Source organism: Neobacillus niacini, assembly GCF_000759675.1.
Lineage (GTDB): Bacteria > Bacillota > Bacilli > Bacillales > Cytobacillaceae > Neobacillus > Neobacillus niacini_A.
The window spans coordinates 264,684-289,949 of sequence record NZ_BAWM01000021.1 but is presented as its reverse complement, the minus strand read 5'-3'; the positions used below and the strand labels follow the sequence as shown (position 1 = coordinate 289,949).

The following is a 25,266-nucleotide window of genomic DNA, read 5'->3' as shown; positions in this document are numbered from 1 at the left end:
GGGGCGGCGTGGAGATGTACATTAAATGGTAAAATATGGAGTAGTAGCTAACTCCTTTATTTAACTATGCCTTCACGAAGCCAAGATGATCTGAACTCATTTCAATTACCCGTAAATCCAATTACAAGGGTTACGAAATCCTGCGAATAAGTGAGCATTCAAGAGATATTCGTATCAAACTGAGGGAGTTCAATAAGCCCTATCCTATCAAATCGCTAGATATTCATTTTTGTAAACAAAGACGAATATCTTATTGTTGAAAATAGTTTAACTAATGAGGAATCATCATGGGATACTAATTAGGCTTAATTTCTTATAGAACTAACGCATGCAAGAGTTGAATATCTGGCTGCCATTTTCGGCGGCCTTTTTCTTATAGTGCTTACGGGGCAGGTTGAACAAGTGAGAGGTGGAATACAGCTCTTTTTTATGTTTATTGGAAGGAAATAATACAAAAAAAAGAAATGGGGTTTCTATGCAATAGTTGTATTTGTTTATCCGCACTTTATTGTCACTCATTAAATTCAAAATTTCATTTTCCTAAGGAATTTTTAATCAATGTAGTTCATATAATCGATAAGTGAAAACATAAAAAAGGTGGGAACAATTCTATGTTTAAACCAAACCCAGCGAATACTGCAATAGTTATTACTGACCCTCAAAATGACTTTTTGTCTCCAGGCGGAAGAGGATATCATTTGACAAAGGCTAACATTAAACAGAATAATACTTTAGCCAACTTGGAACTTCTATTAAGCACTGCCCGTAGTAAAGGTTATCAGCTCTTTGTTTCCCCACACTTTTTATATCCACATGACTATGATTGGCAGTTTACAGGGAACGAACAAGAGATGTTGATTAATTTGCGTGTTTATCAGAAATTAAATCAATATAGTCCTCCAACTCCGGAAGCCGATTATGTTCCAACTTTAGCTCCGTATATCTGGGACAAAACATCCGTCATTGCAACACCGCACAAGGTGGCCAGTCCTCAGACAAATGATCTGGTCTATCAACTAAGGCAACGCAGAAAAGAACAAGTAATTTTGGCTGGGGTATTATCAAACGTATGTGTTGAATCGCATATGAGAGATTTAATCGAAAATGGCTTCAAGACAGCTGTTGTTTACGATGCAACTGCCACGATTAGTGAAAACGATTTTCATGCTGCTGTTACGAACTACCGAGCTTTCAGTAGTGCTACATGGACAACACGTGAAGCCATTTCAAATATGTAATGATACTCTTAAAAAGGCATACTAAAGAAGAGATTATTCTTTGATTAATTGTAATGTTGCAGCCGTTAGGTGCTTTCATTAACGATATCCAATAAGTACATTCTTATAAAATTTAGATTCAATTACAGTGTGTTTCATTAGATAGATTTCCACCATATCCATTGCTAGTTCCTGAATCTCTCCCATCATCTTGTAGCACCTTTTCAAATATCTAACCGATCTTGATACAGACCTACTTTTCGATAATTGCTTCCAACTAAAACATCACAGCAGTTATGGGTGATTTAAGCTCATGCGATAAGATAGCAACAAATTCACTTATTCATACTTCTTTATTAGCTAGTTCAATATCACCAATAACTTTGATTTTGTAGGGGTACGGAAAAAGATAAGTTGGTGTAAACGAGCTTTCTGCAGTTTTTTATTATGAATATTAACGATTTGTGAGTTTGTGAAGAATTGTACTTAAATTAACGGAGTGCTTTAGTGTAAAAAAGGGTTGCTGCGGCAGCTCTTTTTCTTGTTCCACTAACTGGCAGTTTAGTGGAAGAGTTCTGTTTGATCTTTGTTCAGCAATCGGGCCAGATTATAGAATATGATGCAATAAAGCTCCAAATATTTTTTCTATGCTTAATTAACTTCCAACAAGCCATTCATAGAAACCTCGAATTTTACGCATAATGTTATAAAGGGAAATTATATTAAAACGAAGTTCAATCTTTGGAAGGAGAAGGGGCAATGAATAACAAGCATGAGGTCGGTTTTACATCAACAGAGATTGGGGCGCTATGGACAACTTATATTAGTGATAGTATGAACGTATGTTTATCGAAATATTTCTTAAAACACCTTAAAGATGAAGAATTAAGACCATTACTTTCTGAATCTTTGAATACCACTCAAAACTATCTCGAAGAGATTAAGAACATGTTTATTCAAGAAAAGTTCCCTGTTCCAAGGGGATATACGGAGGAGGATGTAAACTTATCTGCACCCCCTTTATTTTCCGATCCTATTTCACTTAGTTATTTATACAGTATGTGCAAGATTGCGATTATGAATGATGGCATGTTGTTGACAAGTGTAGCCCGTGAAGACGTACGCTTGTTTTTTTCAAAACGTATAACTTCTTTTTTAGAGTTTTATAATCAGTCAGTCCAGATGATGCTTACAAAAGGAATTTATGATAGGCCTCAATTTATTCCCTATCCAGATCGCATCGAATTCTTAAAAGAAAAGGGAACTATTTTATCTAAATGGTTTGTACCCAGTCGGCCATTAAATGTTTTAGAATTAACTGATATATTTTTCAATAGTGAACGTAACCTGCTTGGCAAAACTTTTTTAACGGCATTTATTCAGATTGTCAAAGATGAAAACATCAAAAATTATCTAATTCGAGGAAAGAAACTGGCCCAAAAGCAAATAGAGTTTTTAAACGATACTCTAACTAAAGATGATCTTCCAGAAAACTCAATGATTAATGCTACAGTATCTTTATCGACCTTACCCCCCTTTTCAGATCGACTCATTATGGGGATGATTACATTGGCTAATTCAACCGCCATTACCTATATCGGCCACGCAATTTCCACAGCAACGAGAATCGACTTGGCCACGCAATACTCCAAATTTCTTATTGAGATCATGATTTACGGTAAAGATGGAATAGAAATGTTGATTGAACGAGAATGGATGGAAGAACCTCCTCATACACTCGATCGAAAATAGATTGCTAAGAAATAAAAAAATTAGGTGTCTGTACTCATTCACTTGAACGGAAAGAATAAGGTATATCTCTTGAAGTAATAATCCCTATACATATGATCATTCCTGATATATCTTTATTGAATTATTGTACGCTTTTCCGGAATAGGTAAAGCGTCTTTTTGTAATGAGTTAGATTCTAGAACTTATGTTAACATGTATAAGAGATTGTGAAGGTTTCTACTTAAACTATTGGGTTCTTTATCACAATAAGGAATACAATTAAAGAGCCTAAAATATGCAAGTTTTTATGCACTATTTGCGTATTTTGGCTCTTTTTACATTCAAAAGAGATACTGCCGTTTATAGCATTTTTTAATTGCCAAATACAATATATAACAGAATCAACTTAGGATTTGAAAATGCCTTTGGTAAGTCAGAAAACTCTCCATTCAACCTTCTATTCCAACTAATTTTGGGGTAATTTAATCGGGGAGTGACAGGCACGGGAATTCAACCAAAAAGCCGATTTTCCTCTTAGGAATATCGGCTTTTATCATTTGAGCAATTTAGAACTAATTTTATTATTATCTCTTCGGTGCCAACTCAATGGCTGAACGGATTGCAGCTAACATGCTTTTTTCGTCGGCAATATTCTTTCCAGCAATATCAAAGGCTGTGCCGTGATCGACAGATGTTCGAATAATACCACCTTTTAATCCTACTGTAATATTTACGCCCTCTTCGATTCCCATTACTTTGATTGGGGCATGTCCTTGGTCATGATAACAGGCAACTACGATATCAAAATCTCCTCTTCCTGCTCTAAAAAACAATGTATCAGCAGGGAGTGGGCCCGTTACATTTATTCCTTCAGATTGTGCCTTTTCAATCCCAGGCATTAATTTTTCTTCTTCTTCTCCATTGCCAAACAACCCATTTTCTCCAGCGTGTGGATTGATTCCACAGACAGCTATACTTGGATTATGGAAGCCTGCTTTTGAAAGAGTATCGTGTGCTAATTTTATAACTTTATATGTTCTTTCTGGATTAATGCTTTCTATTGCTTTAATTAATCCCATATGAGTGGTTAAATGGATAACTCTTAAGTTCGGTGTAGTGAGCATCATAGAAAAGTCTTCGGTATCCGTCAATTCAGCAAGAATTTCAGTATGTCCAGGATATAAATGACCACCCTTATGCAGAGCCTCTTTATTCAAAGGAGCTGTACATATAGAATCGATCTTTTTCTCTTTCGCTAGATCTACTGCTTTTGCTAAATATTGAAACGCAGCGTCACCTGCAGTAGCTGAAACTTCTCCAAAAGGTAGGTCGATAGGTAAAAGATCTAAATCAATCACATCGATTGTACCGTATTCAAATTTCGCTTCAGATGGATCTTTAATAGGATTTATCTGTAATGTTAATTGCACAATAGGTTTAACTTTTTCTAAAATTTTCGCATCCCCGATTACTAAAGGATGACAATTTTGATACACTTCTTTGTGATCAAGGGCTTTAACAATAACTTCTGGACCAATACCTGCTGCGTCCCCCATTGTAATTCCGATTATTGGTTTCATTCTTAATTGACTCCCTTCAATTTGTTTAGAGCATTTATGAAAACATCGTCTGAACCAAATCCGCCAGCTTTTGTTACCACATACAGGTCATCTTTTCCTAAAAACTTAGAGATTGGAACACCGATTTCTAGTTCGTCTAGTAATTCAAACCCCTTGATATCCCATAAAGAACAAATTTGTTTAGCTGTATCTCCGCCCGTCATTGAAACACCTTTGAAATAGCCTTCTTCTAAAAGAACAGCACAAACCGTACCCATGGCTTTTACAATTTCATTGCTAATTTCAGTATGGCTAAGGCCCCTTGATGCCCCTGTCACCCATGCTTTTTCAATATCTTCTTTTTCCGCTGTGGAATAGATGACAACATCTTGACCTTCCTGTGCCTTTTGTACAGCTTCATGATACACCTTTCTGATCTCACTTGTTCTCTCTGTATCATCGGTAACTGCTTTGTAGGATTCAAAAGGGATTGCATGGACATTTGTATTCTCTAGTAACACTTTCAACTGTGCTCTAGAGTTTTTATTCACACTACCAATCACCGTAAGAATGGGAGTAGAGGTAGTAGGAATAACCAAATCATCCTGCTTTTTTGGGATTGCATAGTGGTTAGGAAGATAATTTGCCATTCCCGCAGAACCAACCCAAGTAAATTGATAGGTTAATGTTTTGGTGTAATCTAAAATTTGCTCAAGATGACTTTCTTCCGTGGAATCAATGATAATGTATATGGTGTCTTTTTCAAAATAATCGTTAAGCTTTTCTTGAACAAACTTTTCCCCTTGATTTAAGTCATCAACGGTGATGGTTCCAATAGCATGCTTTGTTTGCTCTTGTAAAAGTTCTGGCAAGTATGATGTTGTTACTGGTGTTTTTGGATCTTTTGAAATCTCTGTTTCTCCTAAAGGAACACCTTTTAAATAGTGGGTGGATTGGAATATGATTCGATTGTTTTTCGGATATCCTGGTGCAATCATGACGAAATCCGGTTTTAAAACATCGTATACTGCGTCGATTTCTGCTCCAATATTTCCTCTCATGGTTGAATCAAGCTTTTTGAAAATATTTGTAAAACCTGCCATTTTTAGAAACTCTGCTGCTCTTTTTACCTTTACGTACGCTTCTTGTTGATCGATTGAACGACTGTCCGTATCAAAAACAACTGCTTCATAATTAGATACGCTTGTTTCGTCCATATCAAATAAAACAGTCGTTTTAAGTCCGTGACGAGCTAATTGAACACCACTATCATTAGCACCCGTTAAATCATCTGCGATGATAGCTAATTTCATAAATAATCTCCTTTCGGTAACCCCATCTTTTAAAAAAAGAAAAGAGAGATGCCTCTCCCTTCTTTTGTTCAGAAATAAGAAAGTATAAAATTTTTACTTTGAGAATTGCCCAGCGCAAGCGGTCCAGCGACTAGTGTACATCGCTAACGGGCGCTTGCGCTTTTCTTCTAGCAATCTATTAACCTGATTTAACTAATTTTAGTTACAGCTGATTCAGTTTCAGGTAATTTTCCTTTTTTCTCTAATCGTTTTGCTAAAAATCCAATCACAATAGGAAGTAAAATAGCTGTTGTTACAACGCTAGCTGCAATTTGAACCGTTGCGATTTCAGCGAATGGAGCAAATGATGCATTCGCTGCAACAATTGCCGCTGGAGTTGCAACAGCGTTACCTGCCGTTGTACCTTCTGCAGCACCTACAATCGGATTCCAGCCAATCCATTTGTAAACTAAGTAACCAGAACCACCAGTTAATACCACCGTAATAACACCAAGTAAAATCCCACTTAAACCACCTTCAACAATCGCGCTAAAATTGATACCCATACCTAATGCAAAAGCGAAAAATGGAATAAGCATGTCACTACCTTTGGTTAGGAAATCCTTCATTTCAGGATCTAAGTTACCTAATACCATACCGATGATGATCGGAAGAAGGACTGCCAGGAAGGATTGAATAGAAAACATTCCGTCTACAAATCCCATCGTTCCAAATATAGATAAGGCAACCATTGTTAAGAATGGTCCATCGTTTAAAGCTAAAAGAGAATAAGCGGCTTTGTCATCTTCTTTACCATATTGACCAACAAGAGCCATATACATGCCACCATTACTATTTGTCATTGCGGCAATAATAGCTAATGGCGCCATTCCTAAAAACAATCCATTACTATCAGCGAGCCAAAAAGCAATAAGACCAACTAGAGCACCCACTACCCATTTTAATCCTAATAAAGTTGCACCTTTTCCTAATGATACACCGACACTTTTCACGCTAATTTGCGCCCCTGCAATGAATAAGAATAGAGCAATCAAGGTATTGGCACCGGTCACAAATAGTGATTCTGTAAATCCACCAATTCTTAATAGATTTGGAAAGAAAGTATTAATTGTTGCTGCTAGTAATAACGGAACAACCATCATCCCACCTGGGATACGATTTAGAGTTGCTTTTATTTTCATAACTATTACCCCTTTATAATTTATTATGAGTTCAAGCGCCCTCTAGAAAAACGCTTACATAAAATGTTTACAAACTCATAGTAAAATAGATTGTTTATAAAAGCAACAGTTTTTATAAAAAATTGTCACATTATCGTCAAATTTTATGTAAATGTTTAAAAATGCAACAGTTTTCAATAAAAAATAGCGTAAACTTAAATGTTAATCTTTAAGTTTACGCCATAAGGTTGCTCGATTGATTCCCAATCTTTCAGCTGTCTTTGATTGATTATTATTTTCTTCTTTTAATATAGCTAGTATGATTTCTTTTTCAATTTCCTTCAACGTTCCTTTTGGAGGAACGATCAGGTTAGTAGCTGTTTTTTCGTTTGAAAGAACCCTTTGGATCGTCTCTTTGTGAATCACATAATCTTTTTCATTTAATGCTATTTGTTTAATAACGTTTTTTAAATCATCGATATTATTCGGATAATGGTATTCTTCTAATAATTTTAATGCATCACTTTTTATTTTAATGGCTGTTGTACCATAATTCTGATGATAATAAGATAAGAAATATTGGCTCAATTTATCAATATCCTCTTTTCTCTCTGATAAATTAGGCAATAGAATCTTGTTCATTTTTATATCTAAAATCATGTCATTCGCAAATGGAATTTCTGAAATAATAAAGATATGAGTCTTACAATGGTTACAATCTTTAATAAATCTTTCTAATTTCTCATGATGGATTACATAGGAAACATTTTTTATTTTTATCGTACCTATTTTCGAAAGAGGTAGTTTTTCTAAATAATTGATATTAAATTCTTCAAAATCGATGGTAATGAGTATTCTTTCGTTCGATAACTCGTTATGGATATAATTCGTAATAAAGTCTTTACCAGTCCCTTTTTCGCCTTGCAAAAGAATGGGAGCATTTTTTTCATATAAAGCTTTTATATGATTTAAAATGGTTCCCATCGGTTTAGATGAAATCGTAATTGGTTCACTTATTAAATCAGTATGTTTAATAAGACCCTTTTGTTCTAATGAATCCATCGGACTCTTTTCTAAAACATATATTTTATATTGGAGGTCATTAATATGATAGTAGGATCCCGTAACATGAATGCTGTAGTCATCAATCATAAAATTGTTACTAATCGTATTCCTATTCATCATTAGGTCCGTATTCAAAATATGTAACTGCCCGTTAGATAAAGGATTAGAAGGGAAGTCTGTCAAATGCTCATACAGAATATGATTGCTGTCGTCTAGAATGATCATATTTTTCGTATCTTTTAAAATAAATTGTTCAAAAATGTTCGCCAGATTATTTTTATGATTAAGATAGCCATAGATCAACTTAGCATCTTCTATTGATTTTATAATCGATTCTTTACCGGACTGTATTAAAAAACCTTTAATTCCATAAGTAGTTGAAGTTTTTATCGTAATCACATCACCGACTATTTGTTGATAACCCAAACTTTTAAGTTTTAGTATTAAAGGAGCAACCTCCTTTGAATCACTAATGGTAAAAACATTTATTGGGTAATCTAATAATTCAATAATGGACTTAGCACCGGTGGTTATATTCGAAAATCCAACAATGGCCGTTTTATCCGTTAGATTGCTTACTAAAGTTAGCGATCGAATCATATCATATCCTGAAAGTTGCATATCGATAACAGGAATTTGCACTGCTTTTTTGATTAATTGTGCTGTTCCTCCTCTACTAATAATGACATCTGTGCCTTTTTTTTCTTCCGAACGGGCAATCTCGACGCCCGTGTTTAAGTCCCCTACAGAATAATTTATATTCAAATCTGGGAAAAGAGAGATACACTCTTTAATTATAGGTACCATAGATTCATATGGAGCGATAATATGGACTTTAATATTCATAAATGCCTACTTCCTACTCAAAAAATATGCTTCAGGTGCAAAAAGCTACTCAACGTACAGGGAGAATTTATTCTAGTATATGCAAAAAATAACGAAGGTAAAATGGAATCGACAACCTTTTCATTCTATTCTTATTTGGTAGCCTTCATTAATCATAACAAATTTTAAGAATACATACCTAGCGGGATTTATCTAAGATCACTTTTCTTGTCATAGACATGGTGTCATGAGAATAATCGCCGCGTAAGTTCTGTCCCTGGTGTAAAAGGAGGGTATAGGTTATCTAAGTCCCCAGAAGATATTTCCTTTTGGGATGTAGTTGAAGCAGTTGAAGGCCCTAAGCCAATTTTTCAATGTAAAAATATTAAAGATAATGGTTATTTGTATAGAGAAAACTGTTGTTCAGCTCCCTCCTCTTGTACCATCAATTTAGTTATGCTCTCTGCGGAAGAAAAAATGCGTGATTACTTGCGTAATAAAACACTGTCATGGTTAAATGATGAGCTTGATCGTGTCTTACCCAAACAAATACGTAAAGATACTCGGAAATATTTTTCGAAGAGCAACATATAAAATAACCTCTCGTGAAATTCCTAAATTAACAGGAATTTAGCGAGGTTTTTTGCTTAGTTCAAGGAAAACGCATCGTTCAATTTTCTATTGATATTAAAAGACAGGCTATTTGCTTAGGACGACCTCCTCCCGTTATACATACGATGTTGTGTAGTTAATAACTTAAAGGGGAGAAATTTATATGGGTAAAAATCTCACGAAATATTTTCAAGATAAAGTAATTAAGGTTGATCGAGACGGACCAGAATCCAGAATTGGGCTGTTCTTGGATGCAGGTGACGATTATATCGCCGTTTTCACCGAAGATGATGGGGTCGTTTATTACAAGACTCATCATATTAACAGTATTACAGAAAATATGAAAGGGGAGTTGGAATTCGGCGTTGAAATTCCTGAGGATTTCGAATATAATGTTGCTGAAAATTTCGAAGGACTGCTTGAATCATTGAAATATTGTTGGGTAAAAATCAATCGTAGCGCTCCTGAGACGGTAGAGGGGATGCTCTGTGAGATCGAAAATGATTTTGTTTTTTTGGTCAATAAGGAGGAAATCGTTCGCATTTCCATGCTCCACATTAAAAATGTTAGTTATGAGGTAAAAGGCTGAATCCGAAGAACATGAGTCACTTCAGAAATCAAACGATGGAAGTGAAAATAACAAAAATAACACTAAGAGACCTTTGCAAAAAAAATCTTTTGAAGATGATGTGTCAGATATGCTATCCTCATTATCCTCATTGGAATAGTTTTTACGAAATCTTTCTAAAACCAACTAAAATTAAGTTTTTTATGTTTCCACACACTGCCCGTTAGCCACCCATGCAGCGCAAACGCTGCACCACAGAGAATGAAAATTGTTTCAAACCGTCAGATTCTACGGCTGGGAGAGGAATTATTGAAGAACGTGCCAGACAACACAATCGTATTCAAAAAGTATTAGAAGGAGATATTGAACGACTAGATTCAATACCTGGCATTGCCACTCGGATGGCTGAGCAAATCCTAGCTGAAATCGGAACAAATATTAAAAAACAGTTTCTTAGTCCTCCACATTTATGTTCTTGGGCAGCACTAGTACCAGGACACAATGAAAGCGCAGGTAAAAGGAAATCATCCAAAACAAAAAAAGGAAACAAATATTTAAAATCCGCATTAACAGAAGCAGCTCATTATGATACTTTTGTTGTGGGCAGGGACTCGGACTGGACTGGGATCAACAATAACTGGCGCCCGATCGGTGGGGACTTCCCGGTGGGTTGATCTCCCTGTAAACTTCGTAACGGGATAGTGTCAGAAAATGAAGATTTACAACGTTAAGGAATTTCCAATATTAAAAGCCTAATTTCTCAATTTTAATGCTGAGAAAATAGGCTTTTTTCGTTACTCCATAAACTGGCCCGATTGTTGAAAAAAAGCTAATGACGATTGTTCAACTATACTGCCCCGTTAGCCATCCATTAAGCGCAAAAATCAGCGCTTCACCACAGAGAATGAAAATGGTTTTAAACCGTCAATACTGATTTTACGGCTGACGGAGGAAGGTCGATGAACTATGGTGCGTTAGAGCCCATCCGTTAGTTTAGGTAGGAACCTTCACAATCTCATATTTATTTCAACATAAATTTCTAAGTATCCTTAATAACACTTTTTAATTCACGTTAGATATAGGAAAACCTGTCATAGGATTGTTTGACGATTTAATTCAACCATTTTCTTTAACATAGCCTATTTATTTCATTTATGGTCTTATTTAAGAGGAAAATGGTTAAACTGTGATACTAAGGCTATCTTATTTTATTATCCGAAAACAAACCAAATAGGATTATTACAGAAAAAATTACATTGTTTGAATCTATTAAATTAATACACGCAATTATTTTAATGCTATAAATTTCTATTTATTGTAAAACAAATAGAAATTTATATCTGAAAGGAGATAAAAGTGGACATAAACGCTGCCACAAGTCCTATCAGTCAGTTAATAAGTTTTACTTCACAACAAGTAGAAGATCTAATAAAAACTGATGACTTACAAATATCTTTCTTTGTTATAAAAAAACAGAAAAATGCCAATAATTATTATCATTCACAACAGCTAGCTCTAGCTGAAGAAGTACGTTTATGGTTAGCTTCCCACATAATTTCTCAATTGAACGTTTTTAAAGAGGATGGAGATGGTGAATTCATTGTAAGCAGCTATAATTTTGAGTTTCAAAAGAATGCAAGTCTAGCAAAGTTAAATTCACTAGATGTAAGCGCTTTAGATACCAAATATAATGATTTAAAAAATTCTTTAGATACTAATGAATTATTAGCTTGGCAACGGTCAAACTTTCAAATTGTAAGGATTATTTTTAATCAAAAAACCATTTATTTTGCATTTTATAGAGCACCTAGAAAAACTACTAACAAAAAAAAGTATGTAATTTTTAACACTAATGAATGGGAATTAAGGAAAGAGCCTGAAATAGAACTAGGAGGGGCATTAGACTTCTTTGTTTTAGATAATTTCATATTTATCAATAACTTACGAAATTTCGAATATACATTTGACTATTCAGACCATATAAAGCAACAAATGGAAGCAAATCTTAATGTTATTACTTCTTTAAACTTATTTCAGGGTGATTATTCAAATAAAGAACAATTTATACAACAAAGCTCAAAATATATTTATTCACGTGCTTTAGCTCAAATTTCAAGACAAACCTTATCAGCTTTAGATAACAATTTCGAAGAAAGATGTAATGACTTACAGCAAATAAAACAAACTTACGATTCAAGTAATGATGCAGACAAAATAATACTGAAAGAGCAATTTAAAGAGATATGGCCCTTGTTCGATTTCATCGACTTAGACAATAAGCAGATTATTTATAATGAACAACAAAAACCAATTACATTAATACACTTTTTTGCAGATAAAATAGTACGGTCGTTCTTGACTAACGAGTTTAAAGTTGCAGCAACATATGAATCTGTTCTTTAATTGGTAATAGATGAAGGGGGTCAATTATGTGGTCAAAAAAAGAACAGCTTATACTCTGGCTACTTGCCTATCTTCCGCTTATCGGAATATTTATAATGAAATTTTTATTAGAGAATAAACTGATGCCTAGATCTCTAGACTCAATTTGGGATAGATTACCCCATACATCCAACTCAATAACAGAGTTGATATATGCGGTATTAATTATTAGTATATGTACTTTTTTAGGGATGAAAATTATCAAAGTCGGCTTAAATAAAGTGAAAAATTCACTAAGTATCACAAGTGAGGTATTCATCAAAAGGTATAATAAACCAAAAGCTGAGCATTATTCTTTTTTTATAGTTACAATGTTACTTCCTCTATTCTCATTAGATGTTAAATCCATTACTAACTTAACAGGAGGATTATTAATACTTATAATTATTATTCTGATTTATGTTAAAACAGACTCTATTAGCACAAACCCACTATTTTTTATATCAGGAAGAAATGTTTTTGAAGGTGAAATCCAAAACATTTCAGGAACTGGCTTAAATAAAAAGGTTTTTTTAATCTCAGAAGAAGCCGATTTAGATTTAAATAATAAATTTAAATTGCAACATTTAGCGGGTGATGTATACTACATAATTTCTAGTAATCCATAATATAAGTGAATTTAAACCGTACCAAGACATAAGGGTGAATTATATACTACCTAATAAATGTGTAGGAATATGCTATTGAATATATTAATTTTAAAGTTGGAGTTAAGATTCAATGGAGTCACTAGATGTCCAGAGGGGATGGAAGTCATTAATGAAAAGACAACCAGGACCAAAAAAAGCTCAATTACTGATTAACGAACCCCTCTTCACTATTTTCAAATGTAATAGGGTCTCCGACTGCAATTCCACGAAAGTTAACTGAAATTGTTAGGGTACAACAGCTAGTGTACCCTACAAATTAATATACATTTTACTATGCAAATTTTATGAAAAATGTTATAGAAATCGCTACACAACAACAAAAAATGAGTATCAAATTTATATACAATTTGACACTCATTTTGACTAACATATTTATGTTTGCGATATGCACCGAACCCGTTAGAAAAATTGGCAGCTCTTTTCTGTACAATTTAAAGTAATTTTGCGATTTAAGGAGTGTTCGTATGGGGGAAGATTGATAGGTTGTTAACAAACCACGAGATACACTTTTTCAGACTTTAATTCTTTACCTCTTGCGCACGGGAATTAATGAACCTAGTAAAAGGCTGCCTAAGAATTTCTCAGGCAGCCTTCAATTTAATACTTACTCATTAGATACATAGCCTTTAAGGTTCATTGTATTGAAAACATTAGATTTTAATGTCTACTTCAGCTTTTTTCTTAAGCTCTTCTACTTTTTTAATGAGTTGTTCTTGTTGTTTTTGTTGTTCAAGTTGTTGCTTGATTTGCGGTTTTACTTCTTCAAGTTTCGGAAGTTTTTGACCACCGGAACTTCCTTGCTGGACTGCTTGATCATAATAAGCTTGAATTTCTTCATCCGTTACTTCTACTACTGGAATTTCTTTTTCCATGTACTTCATATATTGAATATTCTCTGCAGTTTTATTCTTTAGTGTCGTCATATCCAAACCAGCTTGTTTCATAGCATCTTCAAATTTGTTATCATCTTTATACGATTCTTTCATTTCGGCTATTTGTTTTTCAACTTCGTCATCTGATGCTTGATACCCTTTTTTATCTGCCTCTTGAAGAATCAACGTTTGTCCCACTAAGTTATCGATGGTTTGTTCTTTCATTTGTTTTGCTGCTTCTTCAGAAGTAGGATCTTGTCCCATTTGTTGCATCTGCATTTGTAGTGAAGATAATACCATATTATAGTCACTACCTGAAACCTCTTCATCATTGATGATAGCAACGGTTTTCTTCTCCTCTATTTTTTGCTTATCTAGCTTCTTCTGCACTTCTTTCATCTGTTTCTCTTGATTTTGTGGCTGGGTTTGAGCAGTTTCAGTTTGCTCTTCACTATTATTGGATTGTTTACCTTCATCATTTGAACCACAAGCTGTTAAAGTGACAGCCATGATTCCTGTAATAAGAGTATATATAATTTTCTTCATGATCCCTCTCCTATCGTGAACTAGCATGACGATTCTCCATTCAAAAAATCATCTAGTGATCATTATATTAGACATAAACATAGAAAGAAACCTTAAGGGTCCACATCTTTTATTTTCGATCCTATTACCTATGGATTTAATAACCTACCTTTCTTATAGTCTTATTCTCCTTTTTTTATCATACACATGTAATTTCCAATCAAAAGGAGTTAGAGAAAATACATCTTAATTTGTAGGAAGCTAAGTATTATTTAAAATTTTCGTAAAATTAAGTTGACTCTGACTGTTTACCCTGATAATATTTGTATTAATTTAATATGTCTTATCAAGAGTGGCAGAGGGAAAGGCCCTGTGAAGCCCGGCAACCTTCAAACAAATGTTTGAAAAGGTGCTAAGTCCTTCAAAGTATTTTACTTTGAGAGATAAGAGACGGATTTTTTTATGGAGCCGCTCTATCTCAGTGATAGAGCGGCTTTTATTTTTCCACTTTTCGTAAAGACTTACATTTCTTTATTTTTGAAAGGAGCCAACAATGACAAGAATTAGAGTGGCATTATTAGGATTAGGTACAGTAGGGTATGGGACTTTTACCGCACTAATGAATCGAGAGGAACGATTATCTTCACTTGCGGGGAAATCATTTGAAATCATAGGTATCTTAATTAAAAACAAAGAAAAGCCTCGCTCAATTGATGAAAATGTTATGATTACGACAAGCTTCGATGAAATTATAGAAAAGGGTAATCCAGATGTAGTTATAGAGGCTATGGGCGGAATTGAACCTGCTTTATCCTATATAAAACAAGCGCTTCAGAATGGCTGTCATGTAGTCTCAGCAAATAAAGAATTAATTGCAAGTCATGGAAAAGAAATAATGGAAATAGCTCACACGAACGGGGTGAGATTTATTTATGAAGCAAGTGTTGGCGGTGGAATTCCTGTTTTAAGAACAATTAAAGAGTTGCTCGGCGGAAATCAAATTGAGAGTGTAGAAGCTATTTTAAATGGAACAACAAATTTCATTTTAAGTCATATGAGAACAACAGGTGATTCCTTTCCAAAATCCCTTGAACTTGCGCAGCAGAAAGGATATGCAGAACCTGATCCAACAAATGATATTGAAGGCTTAGATGCATTTTATAAAGCTATGGTATTAAGCGAGTGGGTCTTTGGAGAACAACCTGATTGGGCACAAGTGACCGTACAAGGAATAAAAGGTATTTCGCATGAGGAAATCTTATTGGCAGAACAACTTGGACTTCGTCTTAAGCATTTAGTACTTATTGACAGTCATTTGAATGTAGAAGTAAAGCCTGTATTTGTTGACAAGGATCATCCTCTACACGGAGTCGAAAATGTTGATAATGCCCTTCGAATAAAGACAGATTTGCTTGGATACTTGACTTTGCAAGGAGCAGGCGCTGGAGCAGAAGCTACTGCAAGTGCGATTATTGAAGACTTATTATCAATCTATCTGACAAAGGAAAACAAAAATTATCAATATTCGAGAATTACAAAGGACTCATACGAAAATGAAGCAGTAACTCAAAAAGTTTATTTATTATTCTATCAATCCACCGACTTACAAAAAGAAATAATTTCACAACTACATGCCCAAGGCGAAATTATTAAAACAGATCAAAGCTCCATCTTAAAGAAAGCTTACATTCTTTTTAAAGGTGATCTGACACACTATGAACACCCTTTACTCATAAACAAATATGAGGTTAAAATCTATAATCAAAGCACAAGTACTCTTTTAATCCAGCCGGAAAAAGTGAAATAATTATTAGGTGTCACCGTACCTGCCCATCAAGCTAACAGTAACAAATACTTGGAAAATAGCCCTTTCTCAAGCCAACTGTTGTCTATTGCAAAAAAGGAAGGCATAACAATTTATACGAACATTTTATCGAACAGTTATCCACAAGTCTAGGGATTTTATAGTTTCCTGGTGTATGAAAAACTCCCGAAGTACCTGTATGAAGGTTCTCCGGGAGCTATTTTAGATTGCTATAATATTGTTCACTTCACCAAAATCAAAATCGCCACCGTAATGATTAATGCTGCATTGATAAAAAGAATATCTTATTCGTTTTAGATAGACTGATAAGTTTGGCATTCTGTTCTTCTTGTATACGGGCAAGTTCTCCAACAAGAGTCTTTTGGCTCTGACTCACATGCAAATTAACATCATTCACCGATACTTTAATTCCCCTACCAAACAGTTAATCAAGCGGATGCTGAGCGATATTTCCTATTTAGACAGCTTCAAATGGAAAAATTCTTTCCGATATTTCAGCAAAAATGACCATGAACGAGCTGTACATGCGTTAGGAACGTTAGATCAATGAAATTTTCATATACACGATGAACCACGGCAAACGGTTGCCGACATTCGTGCAACCATCCAGAAGAAAAAACGGGAGCACCCCGATGGCGGAAATAGGTAGAATTGAATATTACTACAATAAATTAAGCATTTTTCACAATTAAATCTTCTGTTTTAATTGAATTTCCAGCTTCTCTCTTTACTGACTTTCTAAAGATTAAAGTCATTAAGATAACAATTCATCCAGGTATTGGAAAAGCAACGGCTAACTATTTCGCTCAAAGAAATTGGAATGTTATCGCCACTACGCGTTCCCCTGGAAAAGAAATGGAATTAACTGAATTGGATAATGTTTTAGTAACAAGACTTGATGTTAAGGATAAAGATTCAATCCAAGAGTCATTAGTTAAAGGAATGAAGAGGTTTGAAAAAATCGATGTTCTGCTTAATAATGCCGGTCATGGAGCTAGGGGGATTTTTGAAGCAGCAACGGATGAGCGGATTCGAAAACTATTTGAGGTAAATGTATTTGGAGTAATGCATGTGACAAAAGCCATCTTGCCTCATTTCAGAAGGAATAATGGGGGCACGATTATGAATATGTCCTAGATGGGAGGAAGGATCACTTTTCCAACTCTGTCACTTTACCATGCCTCAAAATTTGTGGTTGAAGGGTTTACTGAAGGACTTTATTATGAGTTATCATCTCAGAACATTAAAGTAAAGTTGATTCCACAGGCACCGGAATTAAAAATCAATAAATCCCCTTCGATTCAATGCCCAAAGGGGATTTATTGATTTAGATGATCTGCCTGAATCGTTCCTGTAAAGCTTTTGTAACCGATCCCGGTTTGCCGTTATTGATTTGTTTATCGTCCACGCGTGTAATCGGCGTGATTTCTAATGTTGTGCTTGTAATGAATATTTCATCCGCTTGAAACATCTCATCCGGTGTAAACTGATCTTCTATAAATGGAATTTCGAGATATTCTGCCATGTTTTTCACTGCCATTCTCGTAATTCCCGATAAAATATGGTTGGAAATCGGGGTCGTGATAATAGAGGAATTTTTTACAATGTATACATTGGAACTCGCCCCTTCGGTCACAATACCATCTCGTACTAGTATTGCTTCTAAATATCCTTTCTCATAAGCTGCTTGCTTGGCCAAAATATTGGGCAGCAGGTTCAGCGATTTGATGTAGCATTTTGCCCATCGCTCATCAGGATGAAGGATGACACTCGCTCCACTATCCTTTTTCCCAACCGGAATGCTTCGAAAAGATTTGGCAGTCATCGAAACAGATACTGGACAATCCGGGAATAGATGATTCCTCGGCGCAATCCCCCTTGTCACTTGTACATAAAGGTCTAAATTCGTTAAACCACTTTTTTGAATTAATTCCAACATGGTGTTTTTGAAGGCTCCCCGATCAGGATCAATACGTAATTTAATGGCATCCGCACTTTGATACAATCGATCCAGGTGCTCATCTATCATAAATGGTTTGCCATCATAAATTCTAATAACCTCATAAACACCGTCGCCAAACTGATGTCCTCTCTCATCTATAGGAACGACTAACTCATTAGGTTCAACAAATTTCCCATTAAAACAAGCCGTAATCAATTCAAACCCTCCTTTATGAAGATGATCCTAACAAGATATTATAAGGAATCGCCTCTCGAACTCTCCCCTTATTTCCTTCAGTAGTGGTCGCCATGCAAATAGAATTCCAAATTGCTTCTTCCACGGCATCAACAGTCATCTCAAACAGTTGGGAAATCCATATACCGTCCTCTCTCATAATCGAATAGGTTATATTTCCTTGATTCGGCGGCAGTTCGTGAGGGATTCGATGTGCTGTTGAGAATGCGATAACGATATCACCACTTCCGTGAGCCGCGTATGAACCAGTTCGGCAAAGTCCGAATGCAGCCCGTTTCGCTAATCGGCCTAGCTGTCTCTCGTTGAGTGGCGCATCTGTTGCAAGAATGATCATGATGGATCCATCAGGCATTTTTCCCTCTTCTTCTGAAAGGTGTAACAAGCCGCCACCAGGAATGCGCAAATCCTTCTTTTCACCAAAATTACTAACCACCAGTGCCCCAACGGTATATGTCTGCTCCCCAAAGGAAGCGATTCTAGAGCTTGTCCCTACGCCACCCTTGAAGCCCAAACAAGACATACCGGTGCCCGCCCCGACACAACCTTCTTCTACAATTCCTGATTTGGCAAACTGAATCGCTTGAATGGCATGCTCCGATCTGACATGTAATCCACGGATATCATTGAGGTATCCATCATTACATTCTCCTACGATGACATTAACCGTACCAGTTGTATCGCCAATTTGGGGATTTTGATCAAGGAGGTAACGTATGGTGCCTTCCGATACCGCAGGGACCGAAAGCGTATTAGTTAATAGAATCGGGCTTTCTATTACACCAAGTTCCTGTAGTTGGATCGTCCCAATAGTTTTTCCAAATCCATTTATCACATAGGAGCTCCCTAACACCTTTTCCTGAAACAGATTGTCTGAATGTGGAAGGATTGCAGATACTCCCGTTTGAACTACACGATCTCCTGCATATTTTTTAGAAAGAGTCGTATGCCCAACCTTGACTCCATGAATATCCGTAATCGCATTATATGCTCCAGTTTCATATCTTCCAATGGTTATACCAAGGTCACGAAGCCGTACTCTTTTCACCATCTTCACCACCAAAACTTCTTAATGCTCACTAAGCTTTGACCTGACTTTTTTTCGTATACATTGTTTGAAGGAACAACTCTCCTTTTCTTGAAATGGTCGTTCCTGAACGCCCTTGACGTACATTCAGTAATTCTAATTGGTTGAGGACTTCCAATCGTAATCGTAACTGTTGTTCGGATAGGATAATGCCTTTTTCCTGAAGCCTTTTCTTGACCACGTTACGGCCATAGGATACATGCTGTTTCTTGCCTTGATAAAACACTTCAAGAATCTCCAAGCTTTCTTCCAAGAAACCGTGTTCTTCAATATTCACAATCAGACCATTTAATTCACTCTCGGCCATTTCTTGCGGTTTAATAGCATCCGCTGTATTTTTTTGAAGTCTTCCCTTCATATAGAAGGGCAATAATTCTAACGTTATCTCTTTCTCTTCCAAACAGGCCATATACGAGACTGCATTAAACAATTCTTTTACATTCCCTGGCCAAGGATACTGCCTCAGAAGCCGGATCATACCAGGTGAAATAACCAAATCATCCCGATGCAAATGTGACTCCAGATATGTTTGAATGAGTATCTCAAAATCCTCCTCCCGCTCTGACAATGACGGAACTTTACAGGTTAAGGCTGTCAGATAATAGAATAGATCCTTTCGGAATTTATTTTCATCCAATGACAACGAGAGATCAGTATTGCTGGTCGTAATAATTCTTACTTGAACAGGGACTGGATAATGTCCACTTAGCCTGATAATTTGACCTTCCTCAAGCGCCTGCAGGAGTCTGCCTTGCAAAGAAAAAGGTAATTCACCAATTTCTTCAATGCACAATGTTCCTCCATTAGCCAATTCAAACAGTCCAGGAGAAATCTTACCTTCTGATTCTTTTCCGAACAACTCTCTTTCCAGCACGTCCAATGGTCTTGCCGCACAATTGATATGAAGGTAGGGTCCTGTATTAACCGAAGAATCGTTGTGCATCGCCTGTGCAAGCATTCTTTTACCCGTACCAGTTTCTCCGAAAATATGTACAGGGTCTTTCGTTTTAGCAAGCTTCCTCGCAATGTATAAAACATTCTTCATCGCCTTACTATGTGCGATCACGTCATCAAAGAAATACTTCGCAGTTTTTCCATCTATTTCCTCTGTCCATTTACTTATGGTAGAGTCAATTGTAAAAGTGGTGCCTTCATTGGATAAAGCGACAAGAGATTTCATATACCGATTGGCCAGAAAAAATTGCTGACATTCTAATCCCAACACCTCAAATATTTCAAAAACGGTTTCCAACGCAAGGACCCGGTAGCCGATATCAATTACTTTCATAGGTCCTTCTGGAACAAGCTGCATCTCTCCAGGTGTAATAACGTAATCGATTTGCTCCGGAATCGGAGTATCGGGATCATACGCGTAATAGTTATGCTCAAATACAGTCTCCTGAAGCGCTTGGATCGTTTCATCCGTGGTATGCTTTGTATCGTTTATAACCAAAATACTTTTCCCTTTAGGAGCAGAAAGCAGTTTTCTCATATTCACAAAGTTAAGTCCCCGTTTAGCTACAATGCACCTTACACCTTGCGGCAAGAATGGCCGTACAAGCGGGAGAATGAAGTTGGCTCCTATTAAAACGATTTCCCCTTCCGAAATCGTTTCCCTGGATAAATTTTTAATGGAGATTGGACGGATCCTAATTAAATCCCCAGCAATCTCTGTCATCTGTTTTGAGACCGTCGACAAATATTCATCCTGAATTGAAATAATCGTTAATACCTTATTACCCACCGTATCATTCACTCCTAACTCGTAAGAAACCAATCATTCCTATTATTATCAATATAAATGACATGCGGAAAAATGACCAGGCTCGATCTCCTTCAGTTCAGGAATTGCTGTTTTACAAATCTCCATACAAGACCGGCAGCGGGGATGAAACGTACAACCTGTTGGAGGATTCGACGGACTAGGAATATCTCCTTCAAGAATGATCCGCTCTCTCTTCATGCGTGGATTAGCTACTGGAACTGCGGACAATAAGGCCTTAGTGTATGGATGTAATGGATTTTCATACAGGGATTCCTTCGGAGCGATTTCTACGATTCTTCCCAGGTACATAACGCCTACGCGATCACTAATATGCTCTACAACACTCAAGTCATGGGAGATGAAGAGATAAGTTAGCCCGAATTCCTTTTGCAAATCCTGCATGAGGTTCAACACTTGGGACTGAATGGAGACATCCAACGCCGAAACAGGTTCATCCGCAATAATAAGCTTCGGATTTACAGCAAGAGCCCTTGCAATCCCGATTCGTTGCCGTTGACCTCCGCTAAATTCATGGGCATATCGATTGGAATGATAAGAACTAAGGCCGACATACTCTAATAATTCGTGTACTCTTTTGTCTCTCTCTTTTCTTGCCATCATGTTATGAATAATCAGTGGCTCAGCAATGATTTCTCCGATCGTCATCCGAGGATTGAGGGAAGCGTAAGGATCTTGAAAAATCATCTGTAATTCTTTTCTAGTTTCCCGCAACTGATTGTCGTTTAACTTGCTAATATCTTTCCCGTTAAACCATATTTCGCCTTCAGTTGGTGCCAGTAATCGCATCATCATTCGCCCTGTTGTGGACTTGCCGCATCCACTTTCTCCAACTAATCCCAGTGTTTCTCCCTTTTGAATGGAAAGGGAAACTCCATCGACAGCTCGAACATATGACTTTTTCTGGCCAAACAATCCTTTGCTAATGGGAAAGTATTTCTTTAAGTTCTTTGCTTCTACCAACAGCTCTGCCATTTATTACGCCTCCTTTACCATTTCACTCTGATACAGGAAACACCTACATCGGTGCCCTTCTGCGATTTTCACCAGATCTGGATCTAATTCCCTGCAAATGTCCATTGCTTGTGAACAGCGCGGAGCAAATTTACACCCTTTTGGCATTTTCGTGGGAGTTGGAACGGTGCCAGGAATGGAATCTAGCCGATTCGATTTCTGACCTAACTTTGGAATAGAGTTAAGCAGCCCTTTGGTATAAGGATGTTTTGGATTTTCAAAGATTTCAAACACATCAGCTTCCTCTACGACTTTTCCAGCATACATCACAACGACGCGGTCACACATTTCAGCTACAACACCTAGATCATGCGTAATCAGCATAATGGCTGTCCCTTTTTCTTCTTTCAGTTTCTTCATTAGTTCCAGGATCTGAGCTTGAATCGTCACGTCAAGAGCAGTTGTCGGTTCATCCGCTATCAACAGCGTTGGGTTACAAGACATTGCCATTGCAATCATAATCCTCTGCCTCATACCGCCGGATAGCTGATACGGAAACTCGTCAATAATTTCTTCCGCGCGCGGGATTCCCACTAACTTCAACATCTTTATCACATGTTCCCTAGCCTTTTTCTTGTCATACTTTAAATGGAGTTTTACAGCCTCGCTAATCTGGTCTCCAATTCTATAGACCGGGTTCAATGAAGTCATCGGTTCCTGGAAGATCATCGCAATTTCGTTACCACGTACCTCTCTCATTTCACTCTCTGACAGAGACAAAAGATCTTTTCCCTTGAATCGAATCGAACCATCTACCACCTTTCCCGGAGTATGCGCGAGCAGGCGCATAATAGAGAGAGATGTGACACTTTTTCCGCAGCCGGATTCACCTACGACCCCGAGTGTCTCTCCTTCGTTTATATACAGATCCACACCATTTACTGCAGGCACCTGAAGATCGTCTGAGAAAAAGTAAGTTTTTAAATTGGATATTTCCAAAAGCTTGTTGTTCATATGATCGCTCCCTGTCTATTAATCTTTCATCTTCGGATCGAGTGCATCCCGCAAACCATCACCCAGCAGATTAAATGCAAGTACGGTAATGAAAATGGCGAATCCTGGGAAAAATGTGACATGCGGGGCTGTATTCAAAAAGTCCCTGCCGGAGCTAAGCATCGCACCCCACTCCGGTGATGGAGGCTGGGCACCCAAGCCTAGAAAGCTAAGGCTGGCTGCCGTTAAAATCGAAGTTCCAATCCGCATCGTAAAATACACAATAATACTGGACACTGTACCCGGGAAAATATGCTTCCAAATGATACGTCGCGCCGGAGCTCCTATGGACCGTGCTGCCTCGACAAAAACGGTAGATTTAATTGCGAGAGTGCTGCTTCGTACAATTCGTGCAAAAATCGGAATACTAAAAATTGCTACTGCAATAATGACATTACCTAGACCAGGTCCTAAAATGGCAATAATACCAATCGCAAGCAGAATTCCCGGGAATGCGAATAACACATCACAAAACCGCATAATGATGCTATCAAGCCATCTTCCATAGAAGCCGCTAATTAGACCAAGGATAGTTCCACCAACAGCCCCCACGAACACGGAACTCAATCCGACAAATAGAGAAATTCTCGTTCCTTCGAGAATCCGGCTGAAGATATCTCTCCCAAAAGCATCTGTTCCCGCAAAGTGTTCCATGGATGGAGGACTCAAAATATTATCGTAGTCCGGCTCTACCGATGAATAGGGAGCGATAAAGGGACTGATAAAAGCGATAAGAAACAGTAAAATAATAAAGGATCCGGCTATCATGGCCATTCGCTGTTTTTTAAATTTCCGCCAAAACTCCAAAAACGGGGTACGTACCTTTTCCACTTCTATTTGAGTAACCTGTTCATTCGTTTGAACAATTACACCGCTATTTTCCAATTCTCTTCCCCCTCCCACTACTCATAACGAATTTGTGGATTCATTACCCCATACAGGATATCGACGAGTAAATTTATCAAGATGAACTCTAAAGCAAAGAGCAACATTTCCGCCTGAATCACTGGGTAGTCACGAAATGATACCGAATCTATCAGTAATCGTCCCAATCCCGGCCAACTGAATACGGTCTCTACAACGATAGACCCCCCCAATAAAAATCCGAACTGCAATCCTGTCATAGTAATGACGGGAATCATCGCATTTTTTAAGGCGTGCTTCCACACCACTACGTTTTCTTTCAGCCCTTTTGCCCTACCGGTACGAATATAGTCTTCCCTTAAAATATCCATCAGGGAAGAACGTGCAAAACGGGCAATGACGGCAGCAACTCCAGCCCCTAAGGTGATGGAAGGTAATACATACGCTTTCCAAGATTCACTGCCACCTGTTGGAAACCAGCCTAACTTGACGGAAAATAATTGAATCAGCATTAAACCAAGCCAAAAAGATGGTAACGAAATCCCCGATACCGCACTAAACATACCTGTGTAATCCTGCCATTTATTCCGCTTGGTTGCCGAGATTACACCAATCAGCAGCCCGAATACGATAGCCCAGACCATACTCCAAACTGTCAGCCAAAATGTAGGCATAAATCTATCAGCAATCTCATCATACACATTCCGCTTTGTTTTCATGGAAATGCCCAAATCGCCTTGGACCAAGTTACTAATATAGGTGATGTATTGTGTCACGATCGGTTTATCCAGACCAAGCTGCTGGCGTACTAGCTCCACATCTTGATGACTTGCATCCGGGCCAGCTACAAGCCGCGCGGGGTCTCCAGGTATCAAATGGACAAACATAAAAATAAAAATAGAAACAATCAAAAGAATAGGAACTACTCCAAATAAACGTTTTACAATATAACGAAACATAACCCGCC

At 37.0% G+C, this 25,266-nt stretch carries 19 protein-coding genes, 2 pseudogenes and 1 riboswitch; of the genes and pseudogenes, 9 read left to right on the top strand and 12 right to left on the bottom strand.

Features of this window, described 5'->3' with window-relative positions; genetic code table 11:
- Window positions 1-611: 611 nt before the first annotated feature.
- Window positions 612-1,238, top strand: coding sequence for an isochorismatase family cysteine hydrolase (locus TR08_RS14030; RefSeq protein ID WP_045519043.1), 627 nt, complete (start codon window positions 612-614; stop codon window positions 1,236-1,238).
- Between the two features lie 738 nt (window positions 1,239-1,976).
- A complete protein-coding gene (locus TR08_RS14025) occupies window positions 1,977-2,969 on the top strand; it encodes a DUF3231 family protein (RefSeq protein WP_045519042.1) in 993 nt (330 codons plus the stop codon).
- A gap of 563 nt (window positions 2,970-3,532) precedes the next feature.
- On the opposite strand, the gene pdxA is transcribed toward TR08_RS14025, so the two are convergent.
- From pdxA to TR08_RS14005, 4 genes are all read right to left on the bottom strand, one after another.
- A complete protein-coding gene (gene pdxA, locus TR08_RS14020; RefSeq protein WP_045519041.1) occupies window positions 3,533-4,528 on the bottom strand; it encodes a 4-hydroxythreonine-4-phosphate dehydrogenase PdxA in 996 nt (331 codons plus the stop codon).
- 2 nt (window positions 4,529-4,530) lie between these two features.
- Window positions 4,531-5,820 (bottom strand): four-carbon acid sugar kinase family protein, encoded by a 1,290-nt coding sequence (locus TR08_RS14015; RefSeq protein WP_045519040.1) that lies wholly within the window; start codon window positions 5,818-5,820, stop codon window positions 4,531-4,533.
- Between the two features lie 188 nt (window positions 5,821-6,008).
- Window positions 6,009-7,001, bottom strand: a complete 993-nt coding sequence (locus TR08_RS14010) for a 2-keto-3-deoxygluconate permease (protein ID WP_045519039.1) — start codon at window positions 6,999-7,001, stop codon at window positions 6,009-6,011.
- A 201-nt stretch (window positions 7,002-7,202) separates the two neighbouring features.
- A complete protein-coding gene (locus TR08_RS14005) occupies window positions 7,203-8,891 on the bottom strand; it encodes a sigma-54-dependent transcriptional regulator (protein WP_045519037.1) in 1,689 nt (562 codons plus the stop codon).
- Between the two features lie 243 nt (window positions 8,892-9,134).
- Here TR08_RS14005 and TR08_RS31040 point away from each other — a divergent pair.
- From TR08_RS31040 to TR08_RS13980, 5 genes and pseudogenes are all read left to right on the top strand, one after another.
- Window positions 9,135-9,464: pseudogene (locus TR08_RS31040) on the top strand (Rrf2 family transcriptional regulator); the annotation flags it as partial.
- Between the two features lie 181 nt (window positions 9,465-9,645).
- Window positions 9,646-10,071, top strand: a complete 426-nt coding sequence (locus TR08_RS13995; RefSeq protein WP_045519034.1) for a hypothetical protein — start codon at window positions 9,646-9,648, stop codon at window positions 10,069-10,071.
- Between the two features lie 332 nt (window positions 10,072-10,403).
- Window positions 10,404-10,631, top strand: a pseudogene (locus tag TR08_RS31035) (IS110 family transposase); the annotation flags it as partial.
- A 775-nt stretch (window positions 10,632-11,406) separates the two neighbouring features.
- A complete protein-coding gene (locus TR08_RS13985; protein ID WP_045519030.1) occupies window positions 11,407-12,453 on the top strand; it encodes a Kiwa anti-phage protein KwaB-like domain-containing protein in 1,047 nt (348 codons plus the stop codon).
- A 26-nt stretch (window positions 12,454-12,479) separates the two neighbouring features.
- Window positions 12,480-13,100 carry a hypothetical protein gene (locus TR08_RS13980; protein ID WP_045519029.1) on the top strand — a complete coding sequence of 207 codons (621 nt, stop codon included), beginning with the start codon at window positions 12,480-12,482 and terminating at the stop codon, window positions 13,098-13,100.
- A 692-nt stretch (window positions 13,101-13,792) separates the two neighbouring features.
- On the opposite strand, the gene TR08_RS13975 is transcribed toward TR08_RS13980, so the two are convergent.
- Complete coding sequence (locus tag TR08_RS13975) at window positions 13,793-14,560, bottom strand: SurA N-terminal domain-containing protein (RefSeq protein WP_045519028.1); 768 nt, start codon at window positions 14,558-14,560, stop codon at window positions 13,793-13,795.
- A gap of 319 nt (window positions 14,561-14,879) precedes the next feature.
- A riboswitch (SAM riboswitch) is annotated at window positions 14,880-14,989 on the top strand.
- A gap of 103 nt (window positions 14,990-15,092) precedes the next feature.
- On the opposite strand from TR08_RS13975, the gene TR08_RS13970 reads away from it, so the two are divergent.
- Both TR08_RS13970 and TR08_RS31030 read left to right on the top strand, forming a co-directional pair.
- A complete protein-coding gene (locus TR08_RS13970; RefSeq protein ID WP_052427466.1) occupies window positions 15,093-16,346 on the top strand; it encodes a homoserine dehydrogenase in 1,254 nt (417 codons plus the stop codon).
- Between the two features lie 705 nt (window positions 16,347-17,051).
- A complete protein-coding gene (locus tag TR08_RS31030) occupies window positions 17,052-17,501 on the top strand; it encodes an SDR family NAD(P)-dependent oxidoreductase (protein WP_202964970.1) in 450 nt (149 codons plus the stop codon).
- 190 nt (window positions 17,502-17,691) lie between these two features.
- On the opposite strand, the gene dat is transcribed toward TR08_RS31030, so the two are convergent.
- The 7 genes from dat to gsiC form a co-directional block, all read right to left on the bottom strand.
- Window positions 17,692-18,522: a D-amino-acid transaminase gene (dat, locus tag TR08_RS13960; RefSeq protein ID WP_045519027.1), complete on the bottom strand. Its 831-nt coding sequence runs from the start codon at window positions 18,520-18,522 to the stop codon at window positions 17,692-17,694.
- Window positions 18,523-18,535: 13 nt separating this feature from the next.
- Window positions 18,536-19,609 (bottom strand): DmpA family aminopeptidase, encoded by a 1,074-nt coding sequence (locus TR08_RS13955; protein ID WP_045519026.1) that lies wholly within the window; start codon window positions 19,607-19,609, stop codon window positions 18,536-18,538.
- 28 nt (window positions 19,610-19,637) lie between these two features.
- Window positions 19,638-21,389: a sigma 54-interacting transcriptional regulator gene (locus TR08_RS13950; RefSeq protein ID WP_052427463.1), complete on the bottom strand. Its 1,752-nt coding sequence runs from the start codon at window positions 21,387-21,389 to the stop codon at window positions 19,638-19,640.
- A gap of 48 nt (window positions 21,390-21,437) precedes the next feature.
- Window positions 21,438-22,403 carry an ABC transporter ATP-binding protein gene (locus TR08_RS13945; protein ID WP_045519024.1) on the bottom strand — a complete coding sequence of 322 codons (966 nt, stop codon included), beginning with the start codon at window positions 22,401-22,403 and terminating at the stop codon, window positions 21,438-21,440.
- A 3-nt stretch (window positions 22,404-22,406) separates the two neighbouring features.
- A complete protein-coding gene (locus TR08_RS13940) occupies window positions 22,407-23,396 on the bottom strand; it encodes an ABC transporter ATP-binding protein (RefSeq protein WP_045519022.1) in 990 nt (329 codons plus the stop codon).
- An 18-nt stretch (window positions 23,397-23,414) separates the two neighbouring features.
- A complete protein-coding gene (locus TR08_RS13935; protein WP_045519079.1) occupies window positions 23,415-24,272 on the bottom strand; it encodes an ABC transporter permease subunit in 858 nt (285 codons plus the stop codon).
- Between the two features lie 65 nt (window positions 24,273-24,337).
- Window positions 24,338-25,258, bottom strand: a complete 921-nt coding sequence (gene gsiC / locus TR08_RS13930) for a glutathione ABC transporter permease GsiC (protein WP_045519020.1) — start codon at window positions 25,256-25,258, stop codon at window positions 24,338-24,340.
- Window positions 25,259-25,266 lie beyond the last annotated feature (8 nt).

Bases quoted from the DNA above. Each gene is read 5' to 3' on its own strand.
- pdxA (WP_045519041.1), bottom strand. From the start codon at position 4,528: ATGAAACCAATAATCGGAATTACAATGGGGGACGCAGCAGGTATTGGT.
- TR08_RS14015 (WP_045519040.1), bottom strand. From the start codon at position 5,820: ATGAAATTAGCTATCATCGCAGATGATTTAACGGGTGCTAATGATAGT.
- TR08_RS14005 (WP_045519037.1), bottom strand. From the start codon at position 8,891: ATGAATATTAAAGTCCATATTATCGCTCCATATGAATCTATGGTACCT.
- TR08_RS14025 (WP_045519042.1), top strand. From the start codon at position 1,977: ATGAATAACAAGCATGAGGTCGGTTTTACATCAACAGAGATTGGGGCG.
- TR08_RS14030 (WP_045519043.1), top strand. From the start codon at position 612: ATGTTTAAACCAAACCCAGCGAATACTGCAATAGTTATTACTGACCCT.
- TR08_RS13980 (WP_045519029.1), top strand. From the start codon at position 12,480: ATGTGGTCAAAAAAAGAACAGCTTATACTCTGGCTACTTGCCTATCTT.
- TR08_RS13945 (WP_045519024.1), bottom strand. From the start codon at position 22,403: ATGGCAGAGCTGTTGGTAGAAGCAAAGAACTTAAAGAAATACTTTCCC.
- TR08_RS13970 (WP_052427466.1), top strand. From the start codon at position 15,093: ATGACAAGAATTAGAGTGGCATTATTAGGATTAGGTACAGTAGGGTAT.
- TR08_RS13975 (WP_045519028.1), bottom strand. From the start codon at position 14,560: ATGAAGAAAATTATATATACTCTTATTACAGGAATCATGGCTGTCACT.
- TR08_RS13955 (WP_045519026.1), bottom strand. From the start codon at position 19,609: ATGGTGAAAAGAGTACGGCTTCGTGACCTTGGTATAACCATTGGAAGA.
- TR08_RS13995 (WP_045519034.1), top strand. From the start codon at position 9,646: ATGGGTAAAAATCTCACGAAATATTTTCAAGATAAAGTAATTAAGGTT.
- TR08_RS13940 (WP_045519022.1), bottom strand. From the start codon at position 23,396: ATGAACAACAAGCTTTTGGAAATATCCAATTTAAAAACTTACTTTTTC.
- TR08_RS14010 (WP_045519039.1), bottom strand. From the start codon at position 7,001: ATGAAAATAAAAGCAACTCTAAATCGTATCCCAGGTGGGATGATGGTT.
- gsiC (WP_045519020.1), bottom strand. From the start codon at position 25,258: ATGTTTCGTTATATTGTAAAACGTTTATTTGGAGTAGTTCCTATTCTT.